Source organism: Amycolatopsis xylanica (genome assembly GCF_900107045.1).
Classification (GTDB): Bacteria; Actinomycetota; Actinomycetes; order Mycobacteriales; family Pseudonocardiaceae; genus Amycolatopsis; species Amycolatopsis xylanica.
Map to the genome: position 1 here is coordinate 43,423 of NZ_FNON01000011.1, position 12,921 is coordinate 56,343.

8 protein-coding genes are annotated in these 12,921 nt (G+C 69.6%); 3 read left to right on the forward strand and 5 right to left on the reverse strand.

Annotation, left to right across the window (positions count from 1 at the left end):
- Positions 1 to 142: 142 nt before the first annotated feature.
- From BLV57_RS44450 to BLV57_RS36750, 4 genes are all read right to left on the reverse strand, one after another.
- Positions 143 to 808, reverse strand: coding sequence for a hypothetical protein (locus BLV57_RS44450; RefSeq protein WP_425426073.1), 666 nt, complete (start codon positions 806 to 808; stop codon positions 143 to 145).
- 171 nt (positions 809 to 979) lie between these two features.
- On the reverse strand, positions 980 to 1,405 hold the full coding sequence (locus BLV57_RS36740; protein ID WP_091297664.1) for a DUF4383 domain-containing protein: 426 nt from the start codon (positions 1,403 to 1,405) through the stop codon (positions 980 to 982).
- A 52-nt stretch (positions 1,406 to 1,457) separates the two neighbouring features.
- A complete protein-coding gene (locus BLV57_RS36745) occupies positions 1,458 to 2,027 on the reverse strand; it encodes a hypothetical protein (protein ID WP_091297667.1) in 570 nt (189 codons plus the stop codon).
- Positions 2,028 to 2,040: 13 nt separating this feature from the next.
- Positions 2,041 to 3,180, reverse strand: a complete 1,140-nt coding sequence (locus tag BLV57_RS36750; protein ID WP_245757677.1) for a zinc-dependent alcohol dehydrogenase — start codon at positions 3,178 to 3,180, stop codon at positions 2,041 to 2,043.
- 169 nt (positions 3,181 to 3,349) lie between these two features.
- On the opposite strand from BLV57_RS36750, the gene BLV57_RS36755 reads away from it, so the two are divergent.
- The gene (locus BLV57_RS36755) at positions 3,350 to 3,889 is read left to right on the forward strand and encodes a hypothetical protein (RefSeq protein WP_091297672.1); all 540 of its coding nucleotides are present in this window, start codon (positions 3,350 to 3,352) and stop codon (positions 3,887 to 3,889) included.
- A gap of 48 nt (positions 3,890 to 3,937) precedes the next feature.
- On the opposite strand, the gene BLV57_RS36760 is transcribed toward BLV57_RS36755, so the two are convergent.
- Complete coding sequence (locus tag BLV57_RS36760) at positions 3,938 to 5,626, reverse strand: M14 family zinc carboxypeptidase (RefSeq protein ID WP_091297675.1); 1,689 nt, start codon at positions 5,624 to 5,626, stop codon at positions 3,938 to 3,940.
- Between the two features lie 212 nt (positions 5,627 to 5,838).
- On the opposite strand from BLV57_RS36760, the gene BLV57_RS36765 reads away from it, so the two are divergent.
- The gene (locus BLV57_RS36765) at positions 5,839 to 8,364 is read left to right on the forward strand and encodes a S8 family serine peptidase (protein ID WP_091297677.1); all 2,526 of its coding nucleotides are present in this window, start codon (positions 5,839 to 5,841) and stop codon (positions 8,362 to 8,364) included.
- Between the two features lies 1 nt (position 8,365).
- Positions 8,366 to 12,919, forward strand: a complete 4,554-nt coding sequence (locus BLV57_RS36770; protein WP_091297680.1) for a DUF6603 domain-containing protein — start codon at positions 8,366 to 8,368, stop codon at positions 12,917 to 12,919.
- Positions 12,920 to 12,921 lie beyond the last annotated feature (2 nt).

The window sequence follows — 12,921 nt, forward strand, 5'->3', positions numbered from 1 at the left end:
TCAGCGCCGTCGCATCACAATCCGCGCCACCTCGACGACGGTGGGATATCCGGATTTCTCCGCCGCCATCTGCTGGAGTTCATCGCGTCTTCTTGTCATTCGCCGCGAATACCCGCGCCCGTCCGGCGGAAACAACGCACGGTCAGTGCTCGTCCTCGACGTGCAGTGCCGCCTGCTCCGGCCCCGCCGCCAAGGCCGGACCGGCCTCGACCGCCACTTCGTCGGGCTCGGTATCGACCGGGGGGCCGTCGCCCTCGACCGGCCGCAGCTGGACCGGCTCCCGGGACGACGCCGTGGCGTCCGGATCATCCCGATCCCAGGCACGCGAGTCGAGGCCGCCGGGTTCCGGATCCCGGTCGAGTTCGAGCCGCTCTTGTTGTTCCGATCCGAATGGTCGTGCCGCATCGACCGTGTCCATTGTCGACATTCGCGGTGGCTCGCGGATTTCCGCGGCCATCGAACCACCGGCGACGTCGGCGGAAATCCCGGTGTCCTCGGCATACCGTTGATCGGCAGCGTCCTCTTCGGACGGTTCGGCACCGAGTGCGAGCTCCGTGACCGGGTCAGGACGCTCCTCCGCGAGGCGCTCCCCCAGCGGCCGCGGGTGCGCCTCCTCCCACGGCGTCATGCCGTGCTTAGTGACACCCGACCAATGCTCGGGCGGGTCCATGCCCTCATCAAGGGGATCGACACGAAGCCGGTCCTCATCCAAGTCCTCAGCCGCGGTAAGGGCGGCCGGGTCGGTCTCCACGGAATCCGGCGCGCCGGTGTCCTGCGGGGCGTCATACGGCTGACTGGGCTCGGTCAACGGGGCCACCTTCCTTCTTCGAGTGGTCTGGGGCTCCCCCGTACCAGTTGGGCGAAAACTTGCGGTCCCGTCCGGGACTCGGTCCTCGACCGGATACCCACCGCGTGGCCGGAGCAGCCATCCAACCTGGCCGGACAGCCGCTCCTGCCACGAACACCGGCACCGCGTTCGTCACTGGTGTTGGATCTCGGGTTCGGGGTAGTCGCCGTGCTTGCGTTCGAGCGCCGTGGTGACCAGTCCCAGCACGATCATGCCGAGGCCGAGTCCGAGGTGCAGCCAGTTGTCGGCGCTGTTCAACGGACCGAAGTCGGCGGAGCTGTGATCGGGTACGCCGACTCCGTAGATCCAGAGCAGCAGGTAGAGCCCGCCGCCGATCATGAGGAAGGCCCGCGCGCCGCGCCGGGACCGGGCGGCCAGCACACCGAGCACGCCGAACAGCAGTGCGCCCGAATGCGGCCCAGCGAAGTGAAGGTCCTCGTAGCCGGTGGTGATGCCCGGTATGAAGCCGAGCACGCCCACCAGCAGGAAGACGGCACCGACGGCAGCGGTGGCGAACTGCGGCGGATACCGCCGGGTCCGGTTTTCGGTCTCGGTCATGCGGATTCGGCTACCCGCCGCGGTGGCGGCCAAACCCAGTCCGTGGAGCGGTTCAGTGCGAGCGTCGTATCTTGCGGACGGCCGAGGAAACGAGTGCGGCCACCAGAACCCAAGGCCCCGCGACGATCAGCGGGTCGAGCCACTGGTGCTTGACATCGGCGCGCTTCTTGCCGAACCGCGACGAGATCCCGTGGCGGGTGAACTCGCTGAGCACACCGGTCTCGGTGACCGGGTTGTCCGGGCGCAGGGTGGCGAACGAGCGCAGATGGTGTTCCCAGGCGTCGACCCGGTCCGCTCCGAGCAACAGCAGCCAATGCGCGGCACGGCCCTCACTGAACCTCCGGTAGGAGAACTTGCGCAGCGCGCCGGAAAGCCCGCGCGGTGGGCAGCTGGTGCCGAACACCGGGGTCAGGAACTTGTGCTCGATCGAGCGTTCCCTCGGCCACTTTTCGGGCTGGCGCTCGGGAAATTCCCCTTCGTCGCCCGTCCGGTCCGCGGTGCGGAGCAGCTTCGGCACCGACGGCCGGTCTTCGCGGTTCAGGTCCGCGCCCCAGCCGGGAATGCGGGCGCGCAGCTGCTCACTCGACTCGGTGAGCGGCGGACGCTCCGACGTGTAGGTCATGGCGTTTCCCTTCTCAGCTCGCGTTCGGGACGATGAGCGGCTTGATGCAGCCATCGAGTTTCGCCGAGAACATGTGATAGCCCTCGGCGATGTGCTCCAGCGGGATCCGGTGGGTGACGATCTCGCTGGGCTTGAGGTAGCCGGCGCGGACATGCTCGAACAGCCTCGGCCACTGCCGCTTCACGTGGCACTGGTTCATCCGCAGCGTGAGCCCCTTGTTCATGGCGTCACCGAACTTGACCGCGCTGAACATCGGGCCGTATGCGCCCATCACCGAGATGGTGCCGCCCTTGCGGACCGAGTCGATCGCCCAGTTCAAGGCCACCGGGGAGCCGCCCTGCAGTTTCAGCTTGGCCGAGGTCACGTGCTGGACGAAATTGCCGTCCGCTTCGGCGCCCACCGCGTCGATCGCGACGTCCGCGCCGAGATGGTCGGTCAGCTTCTTCATCCGCACCACGATGTCGTCGTACTCGGTGAAATTGCAGGTCTCCGCCTGCGCGAAGGCGCGGGCCTTCTCGAGGCGGTACTCGAGGTGATCGATGACGATCACCCGCCCCGCTCCCATCAGCCACGCCGACTTGGCCGCGTAGAGGCCGACCGGCCCGGCACCGAAGACGACCACCACGTCGCCCTCCACGATGTCGCCGAGCTGCGCGCCGAAATAGCCGGTGGCGAGCGCGTCGGTGAGCAGCACCGCGTCCTCCGCCTCCATCCAGTCCGGTATCACGACGGGCCCCACGTCGGCGAACGGCACCCGCACGAACTCGGCCTGCCCACCGTCGTAACCGCCGCACGTGTGCGAGTACCCGTAAATCCCGCCGACGGCCGTGGCGTTCGGGTTCACGTTGTGGCAGTTGGAATACAGGCCACGCGCGCAGAACCAGCACGTGCCGCAGAAAATGTTGAACGGCACCATCACCCGGTCACCGGGCCGCAGATTCCGCACACCGGGACCGACCTCCTCGACCACGCCGATGAACTCGTGCCCGAACGTCATGCCGACCCGCGTGTCCGGCATCATCCCGTGGTACAGATGAAGATCGGAGCCACAGATCGCGGCGAGCTCCACCCGGACGATCGCGTCACCCGGATGTTCGATCGCGGGCATCTCCTTTTCCTCGACCCGTACCTTGTACGGTCCCCGATACACCATCGCGCGCACGAAATCCTCCTTCGCCAGAACTGTCCGTCGCGGCCGGATACCCATCGCTTTCCGGGCTAACCGCCATGGCTTGGCCGTGGTGAGCGCGCTCTTGACGACATTCCTGCGAATACCCAGGCGCCGCGTTTCGCGCCCGCTCAACCCGGGTACGCGCCTTCACATGCCTGTGAACGAAAACGCAGCAGCGTCCCCAGTCCGTTCCGCGGGGCCACCGGTCGTCGCCGACGGCGACCCCGGCGGCCAGACGCTGATCGTGCTCGACCCCGCAGGCCTCGGCAAACACGATGAGGTGCCCGCGACCTGGCGTCCGTTCACGGATCAGCGGCAGATCCTCTGGTGCCGCATTCCCGCGGAAGGTGCGCTCAGCGCGGCGGAGGAGCTCCTCGGCGACGCGGACGACGACAGCGCTCTCGTCGTTGACATCGTAGCCTCGGGCCCGGTCGCCGAAGAGGCACTGCGACTGGCCGCAAGGCATCCGCCTGCCGTACGCGCGGTGATGCTCGTCGACCCCGCATGGGAACCGGATCACCTGGCCCGTCTCGCGAAGCTGGATGAAGCCGGTGTCGAAGTGCGGGTGATCGCCCACAGCCGAGGAGGCGAACTGGACCGGGTACCGCCACCGCTGCCGCTAGGCCACCCAGATGTGGTGGCGGCGGTTTACCGAACCATCGGCGAGCTGCGACCCACTAAGCGGTCGTGAGTGTTGCGGCCGGTTCTAACCGGCCGCAACACTCACGACCCCCAGCGCTTAAGCGAGCAAGGCGCTGAGCCGGGTGCCCTCGGCCTCTTTGGTCAGTTTGGCGAAGGCGTGCAGGAGGTCACCCGAGTCCGGGAGCACGGCCGCTACGGACGTGGCGGCCTCGGCGAGTTTGTCGGTGACGTCCTTGGCCAGCACCGGGTCGTGGTCCTTTTCGGACACCGCGATCAGGCGTTTCAGTGCCGTGGTCGCCTGGACGCGCGCACGCGGGTTCTCGCCCAGCGCACGCAGGATCGCCGGGCCCTGAGCGACCAGGCCGTCGTGCAGGGCGCGGGCGTCGCCGGTGCCGGGGAGATGCCGTTCGAGCACCGACTGGGCGGCCGAGAGCACCTGGGCGTCGGAGCCGGTCGGGCACATGACCTCGATCAGGAACTCCATCAGCGCGGGGCCGACGTCGTCGCGCACGCGCCGGAGTTCCTCGCCGGGCGGCTGGAAGGCGGCGAGCACGTCGCCGCCCGGTGGCGGGGCGATGCCGGTCTCGACGCAGATGAGCCTGACGTCCTTGAGCGCCGGGTTCACGAAGTGGCGGGAGAAGGCGTAGTCGTCGACGGTGCCTGTCGTGGGATAGAGCCCGACGCTCTGCTGGACCGTGTACGCGCGGCCGCGGGCCTTGCTGATCGCGTCGCGCATGCGGTTGCCGGTCCTGACGAACCAGTTCAGGTCGCCTGCGGGGATGTACTCGCGGTACCGGCCGTCGTTGGGGATGCCGCGGTCGGCGTTGGGCACGCGGAAGTTCTGGGCCGGGTCGGTGGTCTGGTCGTCGTCGTCACCCCAGGGGTACAGGATCAGCTCGCTGTACGAGTGCAGATCGAGTGCCGCGGTGATGTGCGGGAAGGTGTCCAGCAGCCAGCGGATGTTGCGGGTCTCCGGCTCCGAGAACGCGGCGCTGCCGCGGTAGACCTCCGAGTTCGGGTCGGTGCTCGTGCCGATGCCGCTGTCGAACAGGAAGTCGTAGTTACGATTGAGGTCGACGGGCAGCGGCGCGCGGTTCTTGCGCCACCAGCGCTGGCTCTCGGCGGCCATCACGTAGTCGTGGCCGTCCGGGTTCACCAGCGGGACCACGAAGATGTCGAGCGAATCGATCAGCAGGCTGATCGTGGAGTAGCCGTACTGCGAGCCCTGGTAGTTGACCGAGGTCTGCGCTTCGATCGCGTAGGCCATCCGGAACATCCAGTTGTCGAGGATCTCGGGGTTCATCAGTTCCCTCGCGTGCACGCCGCCGAGCAGCAGCACCCCCGGCCGGTCGGTTCTCGTGCCCCGCCGGAAGCGCAGCACCGGGATCTTGGTGCCCTGCACCGATCGCTCCGGCAACTCGATCACTGAGGCCGCGCCCGGCAGCGCGTCCGCGTAGATCCGCAGCCGCTGGTACAGCTGGGACGAGTCCGAATACCCGGCCGGAACGGCCGCCTGCCCGTCGGCGAGCCGGAGCCCCTCGGTGTCCGGCGCGATCGGCAGCGGCGGGGTGTCGACGCCGGGATGGACCTCGACCTCATGCCCGTCTTGCCGCAGACCGGCGATCTCCCGCTCGCTCAGCCTGCCTTCGATGGCCGCGCCCGTCGCCGTCCGCCGCGCGGTGGCCGAGAACAGGTCGAGCCCGCGCCTGCCGAGCATGCGCAGCGCCGTCGGGTCGGCGACGTTCACCGTCACGACGTGATGTGCGTCGTTTTCCTTGTCAGACATGGTGATTCCCTTCGTCGGTCCTTCCGACGCTAAGCGCGGCCGGGTGACCGCGAAGTGCCGGAACGGGCCCGCCTTCGGGTGGCCGCACCGCCTGCTTGCCCGGCCGCGCGGTAGGGCCGACATCGCTTCCCCATCGGGCAGATCCATTGACGGGCCGTGTCTCCGGGGCGGAGCGTTGACCGCTGTCGATCACCTGGCGAGGGGGCACGGGGATGGTGAGCAGCAAGCTCGACGGTGCTTTGGCCACGAAGGTGCGCGCGCTGGAGACCGCACGGGAACAGGGCGGCACCGGCTGGCCCGCGCCGGTCAAGGTGCTCGTCCAGTTCACCGGTGACACCAAGCCGCTCGAAGAGGCAGGCCTCGTCGTCGAGTTCGACGCGGGCGAGATCCTCGTGGGCACCATCGCCGTGCGGGATCTGCCCCGGCTGGCCGAACTCGGTGCGGTAGTGGCGATCCAGAGCAACCGCGAGTCGCGCCCGGTGCGGTACCCCGCCGCCGAGCCCGGTCAGGGGGCCGGAACCCGTCGCGCGGCAACCGTGCCCACCGTGACCGGGAAGGATGTGGTGCTGGGGGTGATCGACTCCGGCATCGACATCTTCCACCCCGCGTTCACCCACGAGGGCACCCCGCCTACCACCCGCATCGCCGCGCTGTTCGACCTCAGCACGGCTCAGAAGATCAGCGCCGCCCCGAATCTCACCGCGACCAAGATGACCATGCGCTGGGAAGCGCCGCTGGCCGCGATCGCGCCCCCTGAGCTGCCCACCCCGGTGATCGCCCGGCTGCCCCTCCCCGCGACCAGCGACGCCGTGCGCGCGGAGTGGCTGAAGAACCCGGACATCAAGCCCGAAGACATCGAGGTGCGCGGCGGGCCGCTGCCGTCCCAGCCGATCACGATCAGGTTCACCGGGAAGTTCGACACGGACACCTGCGACAGCACGACACTGCCCGTCATCGAGTGCGTCGCCGACCCGCCATCACCGGGCGGCGTTCCCGATTTCACCGTCGGGCCCTTCGGCGTCGCCCACAGCCGCGACGACATCAACGAGGCGCTGCGGACCTCGGACACGAAGTTCCCGTTCCATGACGTCGACGGCCACGGCACCATCACCGCCTCGGTCGCGGCAGGCGCGCTGGTGTCCACCGACGCGTGCCACTCGACCGCGGGTGGCAGCGCGCCGGGCGCGGACCTGGTCATCGTCCGCACTCCGCTCTTCGACGACGGAGTCATGCTGGGGACCCAGTTCCTGCTGGATTTCGGCGCGACGGCGGCCAAGCCGGTGGTGGTCACCATGAGCTTCACCGGGCACGCCGGATCCCACGACGGCTCCGACTGCCTGGACGTGTTCCTCGAAAAGCGGCTGACGGGCACCACCAGGCGGGCGATCGTCGCGGCCGCGGGCAACGAGGCCGCGCTCGACCCGATTCCGCTCGTCACCACGCTCCCGCGAGTGCCGAGGTATCACAACGAGGGTGGTATCCACAGCTCGGGCACGGTGGCCGCCGCGGGCAACACCACGGTCGAGTTCGTCATCGAGCACCTCCATTTCGCCTATACCCAGCTCAACGTCTGGACCTCCGGGCCGGGACGGCTCAGCTTCTCGGTGACCGCCCCGCTGGCCACCGGCGGCGAGTCGACACCCGTGTTCCAGCCGGACACCGCCATCCACACGGTGCCACTCGGCAAACACTCGATCACCGTCGCCTCGTCCGGCGACACCGGCGTTTACCACAAGGGCCACCTCGCGTTCCGCGTCGAACGACCGGATCACCTTCCGCTGAGCATGGGCACCTGGCGGGTCACGCTGCACGAGACGACCGGTGCGCCCACCTCGTTCCACGCCTGGCTCACCGGCAAGCCCAACGCCCTGTTCCCCACCGACCGGCAGGATCGGAGCCGGACGGTCGGCTCACCCGGGACCGCGCGGAACGTGCTGACCGTCGGCGCCTATGACGCCAGGACCGGCCGGCTCGGCGACTTCTCCAGCCGCGGCCCGACCTTGGAGCCCGTGCTCGCCGACCAGCGGGTGAAACCCGAGGTGTGCGCGCCGGGTGTCGACATCGTCACGGCGGTCACGCCTCGCCCCCCGCTGCTGCTGAAATACCGCCGCGACTTCGGGACCAGCCTTGCCGCGCCGTACGTGGCGGGCGTGATCGCGTTGATGTTCGAAGCCAATCCGGCGCTCAGCTACAGCCAGATCACCGAAAAGCTGATGGCCACCTGTGTCAAGCCGCCCGCGGGCACTCCCCCGGAAGATCTCGCGGGCTGGGGCGCGGGCCGGGTGGACCCGGTCGAGGCCGTCAAGGCCGCGGCCCCGACTCCGCGGGAGTTCGTGCTGCCCGCGTCGGCATACCCGCCCGTAGAGCACCAGGCCGCCGCGCTGCGCGGCCGCGCCGAGGAGACGCCGACCGGGCGGACACTCGCCGTCCTGATCGAGCGGCACACCGCCGAGGTGCGACGGCTGATCGACGCCGAACGCCGCGTCACCGTGGCCTGGCATCGGATGCGTGGTCCTGAACTGCTCCGGCTCGTGCTCGGTGAGCCGGGACGTGCGGTACCGCTTCCCGAGACCTGGGGCGGGAAACCGGTGGCGGACGGCATTTCCAGGTTGCTGGACGTGCTCGTGGACGCCGGGAGCGCCGAGCTGCGTGCGGACATCGCGCAGTATCGCGACCTGGTGCTGACGTTGCCCGGCACCCGGCTGGCCGATCTCGACGAGCAGGCGGAGGTGGGCTGACGTGGCCGGGGGAACGCTCGAACTGGTGGCACGGGAGATCGCCAAAGCGGTTCAGCCGCTCGAACAGCATCTCAGCACCGCGAAGCGGGACGAATTCCTGCTCGGCCTGGGATTCGCGGTGCCGGGCGGGATCGGGCCCGCGGCCGCCGCGCTCACCACCGCCGCCGCGCAGGCGGCCGGGCTGGGGCCGATCATCGCCGACCTGACCGGTGCGATCGAGAGCGAGAACGTCGCGCGGATCGTCGAGCTGGGTGTGTCCTTGCTCGGCGCGCTCAAGGGCACCTTCGAGGCGGTCGGGAAGGTCGGACCGGCACTGCAGCAGGCGGTCGACGGCTCGGGTGGGTTGACCGACGCGCAGCGGGCACGGCTGCGGGGCGAAGCGGGGGCGTTGCCGCAACGGCTGCTCGACTATGTGCTGATCACCTATGTCGAGGGCAAGAGCCGGGAAGCGGCGCGGCTGCTGGGGATGCTCGGGATCATCGACACCGTCGGGGGCGGGTTCGATCTCGCCGATCCGACCGTGCTGCCGGTGCCGAGGCGGACAGTGCGGTTCGATCGGCTGCTCGCGTTGCTGACGAACCCCGGCGGGATGCTCGACGAGGTGTTCGACTTCGGGAAGTCCACTTTCGACGGTGCGAAACTACTGCGGCGCGTCGGGGCGTACCTGCTCGACCGGGATCAGCCCTTTTTGTACCTGACTCCCCCGGACCGGCCCGAGAGCCTTGACGCGTTCTTGGTGCTGTTGGAGGTCGACAAGGGCACGTCGCCGCCTTCGGTGGCCGCGCGGTTCACTGTGCCGGCCGCCGCCGATTTCAGCCGGACCGTGGAACTCGGCAAGACGTGGAAGCTCACGCTCGCGTCGAAGACCCGGTTCGCCGCGGGGTTGGGCGCGAAGCTCTCGCCGCCGTTGCACCTCACGTTCGAGCCGAATGGCGCGCTGCACATCGACGCCTCGGCCGAGCTTGCCGCCGAGCGGACCGACAAGAAGCCGATGCTGCTGATCGGGCAGGCGGACGGCTCACGGGTGGAGGTCCAGCGGTTCTCCGTCAAGCTGGGCATCGAGGCGGACGGGGCCGCCGGGGCCGAGCCTGCCGCCGAGATCAAGGTCGACGGCGGGCGCGTGCTCATCGACCTCTCGTCGGGAGACGGGTTCATCAGCACCATCACCGGCGGCGGGAAGATCGACGCGAAGTTCGATCTGGACGCCTTGTGGTCGCCGTCGGGCGGCCTGCGGTTCGAGGGCGGCGGCGGGCTGGAACTGGCCATCCCCGCGCATCTGGACCTCGGCCCGGTCGAGGTCACCATGCTGTACCTGAACGCGGGCATCAGCCAGGGCAAGATCCCGCTGGAGATCTCGGGCAGCTTCAAGGCCGCGATCGGGCCGATCACGGCGTCGGTGGACCGGGTCGGCGTGATCGTCACGACGAAGCTCGGCGACGGCGGGAACCTTGGGCCGCTCGATCTGGATTTCGCGTTCAAGCCGCCGAACGGGGTCGGGCTGGAGCTGGACGCGGGCATCGTCTCCGGCGGCGGGTACCTCTACGTCGACCGCGAGCGCGGCGAGTACGCGGGCGCGCTCGCGCTGGAGTTCGCGGGTTTCCTGGAGTTGCAGGCGATCGGGCTGATCAGCACGAGGATGCCTGACGGCTCGGACGGCTTCTCGATGCTGATCGTGATCACCACCGAGTTCGGGGGCGGCGGGCTGCAGCTCGGCTACGGGTTCACCCTGCTCGCCGTCGGCGGCCTGATCGGCATCAACCGCCGGATGGACCTCGACGCGCTCGGCCACGGGGTGCGCACCGGCTCGATCGAATCGGTGATGTTCCCGAAGGACGTGGTCGCCAACGCGCCGCGGATCCTGTCCGACCTGCGGCAGTTCTTCCCGCCGGAGAACGGCCGGTTCCTGATCGGGCCGATGGCGAAGATCGGCTGGGGCACACCGACGCTGGTGAGCATTTCGCTGGGCGTCGTCGTCGAGATCCCGCCCGGCAACGTCGCCATCCTCGGCGTGCTGAAGTGCGTACTGCCGACCGAGCAGCTGCCGTTGCTGGTGCTGCAGGTCCAGTTCATCGGCGCGCTCCAGGTGGACAGGTCGCGGCTGTGGTTCTACGCGCAGCTGTTCGAGTCGCGCATCCTCACCATGACCATCGACGGCGGGATGGGCTTGCTGGTCGCGTGGGGCGACAATCCCGACTTCGTGCTGACGGTCGGCGGTTTCCATCCCTCGTTCACGCCGCCGGAGCTCCCGTTCGAGATCCCGCCCCGGCTGTCGATCGACATCCTCAACTCCCCGGGACGGCTGATCCGGGTCTCCGGCTACTTCGCGGTCACCAGCAACACCGTCCAGTTCGGCGCGCTGGCCGAACTCCGGCTGGGGTTCAGCGACTTCGGGATCGAGGGACACCTCGGGTTCGACGCGCTGTTCCGGTTCTCGCCGTTCGCGTTCGTCATCGACATCTCCGCCGGCATCTCGCTCAAGGCGTTCGGGGTCGGCCTGTTCGGCATCGACCTGCGCTTCCAGCTGGAAGGCCCGGCGCCGTGGCGCGCGCACGGCCGCGGCTCGATCTCGTTGCTGTTCTTCGAGATCTCGGCGGACTTCGACATCTCGTGGGGCGAGGAACACAACACGACACTGCCGCCGGTGCGGGTGCTCCCGCTGCTCGAGACCGAGATCTCGAAGGTCGAGGGCTGGCAGACGCGGTTGCCGTCGGGCGGTACCCGCACGCTGGTCACGCTGCGGCAGCTGCCGGACTCCGACAAGCTCGTGCTGCACCCGCTCGGCACGCTGTTCATCCAGCAGCGCGCGATCCCGCTCGGGGTGCGGATCGACCGGATCGGCGCGCAGCGGCCGTCGGACGGCAAACGGTTCAGCGTCGAACCCGCGGACAGCGTGCTGACCAAGGTGTCGGTCACCGGCGACAAGTTCGCGATGGCCCAGTTCCAGGACTTCGACGACGCGGCGAAGCTGTCACGCCCGGCGTACGAGCAGCAGGACGCGGGCATCGAGCTGACCGCGGGCAAGAAGGTGATCGACTCGCCGCGCGTGGTGCGCAGGGCGGCGCGCTACGAGCAGATCGTGATCGACAAGAAGGCGCGCAAGACCGCCACGACGCCCGCGCTCGCGGCCGCCGTCGAGGCGCCGCCGAAGAAGAAGCTGGTCAGCGTCAGCCCGGCGGTGTTCACCCAGCTGCTCAAGGGCAGCAGCACCGCGCGCTCCCCGCTGTCCAAAGTGGACACCGAGCGGCGGCAGCCGTTCCCGCCGGAGGACACGGTGCGCATCGAGGACCAGCGGTTCGTGATCGCGTACCGGCGCAACAACGTGCAGGCCTTCCCGCCGAGCGTCACCGGCACGGCGCTGCCGTCGACCGCGACCTTCCGCAGCCTCGCGACCGCGGCCGACGCAGTGGCGGAGTGGGTGACCGCCGACCCGGGTCTCGCCGGGAAACTGCACCCCATCCCGGAGTCGGACGCGCTCGGCACCCCGGCCGTGTCCGGCGCCTGGGCTTCGACCGCCAATCCGGCACCCGCTTCCGTGGCGAGTCCGGGGCTCGTCCGGCTCAACACCGGCAAGGTGTTCCTCGCGGGCGGTGTCGACGACAAGCCCGTGAAGACGACCGGCCTCCTCGATCCCGTCAACCTCACCTGGTCGGCGGGCCCCGACCTCAATACCGCGCGAGGCGCGCACGCGGCCACCAAGCTCGACGACGGCCGGGTGCTGCTCACCGGCGGGCTGGGGCTCGACTCGGCCGAGATCTACGACCCGATCGCGGGCACCTGCGTGACGCAGCAGCACCCCATGGGCACCGCGCGCTGGGAGCACACGGCAACCGTGCTGCCGAACCGCAGGGTGCTCGTCGCGGGCGGGTCGGCCGGACGGGAGACCGGCGGCACGCGGACGCTGCGGTCGGCCGAAGTGTTCTCTGTGGACAGTGGACTGTGGACGGACGCGAAGCCGATGTCGGCCGCCAGATCCGGGCACCAGGCCGTGCCGCTGGCGAACGGGCACGTGCTCGTCATCGGCGGCGCGGTGGACACCGGCGGCGCACGTACGCCGATCGCCTTCTGCGAGCGGTACGACCCGGTCGCCGACGAGTGGACTCCGGTCGCGAGCATGCACAGCCCGCGTGCGGGGCACCAGGCCACCACGCTGCCGGACGGCCGGATACTGGTCACCGGCGGCGATCCCACCGGCCTGCCCGAGCACGGCCGGATCGCCGCGGGCAGCCTCGCCTCCGCCGAGATCTACGACCCCGGCCACGACGTCTGGACACCGGTCGCGGACATGCCGGGTGGCCGCAGCCGCCATGCCGCCGTGCCGGTGCGCTCGGGTGAGGTACTCGTGCTCGGTGGCACCACCGGGCCGACCTTCACGGCCGGGTACCGCCAGGTGCTCCGGTTCCAGCCGTCGACCGGCACCTGGACCACCACCGGCGCGCTCGCCGCCGGCCGCGCCGACCTCGCCGCGGTCGCGCTGGCCGACGGCCGGGTGCTCGCCGTCGGCGGCAGGCCGGCGCCATCCACCACGACCGGCACCGCCGAGGTGTTCACGCCGTGACC

Bases quoted from the DNA above. Each gene is read 5' to 3' on its own strand.
- BLV57_RS36740 (WP_091297664.1), bottom strand. From the start codon at position 1,405: ATGACCGAGACCGAAAACCGGACCCGGCGGTATCCGCCGCAGTTCGCC.
- BLV57_RS36745 (WP_091297667.1), bottom strand. From the start codon at position 2,027: ATGACCTACACGTCGGAGCGTCCGCCGCTCACCGAGTCGAGTGAGCAG.
- BLV57_RS36750 (WP_245757677.1), bottom strand. From the start codon at position 3,180: ATGGTGTATCGGGGACCGTACAAGGTACGGGTCGAGGAAAAGGAGATG.
- BLV57_RS36755 (WP_091297672.1), top strand. From the start codon at position 3,350: ATGCCTGTGAACGAAAACGCAGCAGCGTCCCCAGTCCGTTCCGCGGGG.
- BLV57_RS36760 (WP_091297675.1), bottom strand. From the start codon at position 5,626: ATGTCTGACAAGGAAAACGACGCACATCACGTCGTGACGGTGAACGTC.
- BLV57_RS36765 (WP_091297677.1), top strand. From the start codon at position 5,839: ATGGTGAGCAGCAAGCTCGACGGTGCTTTGGCCACGAAGGTGCGCGCG.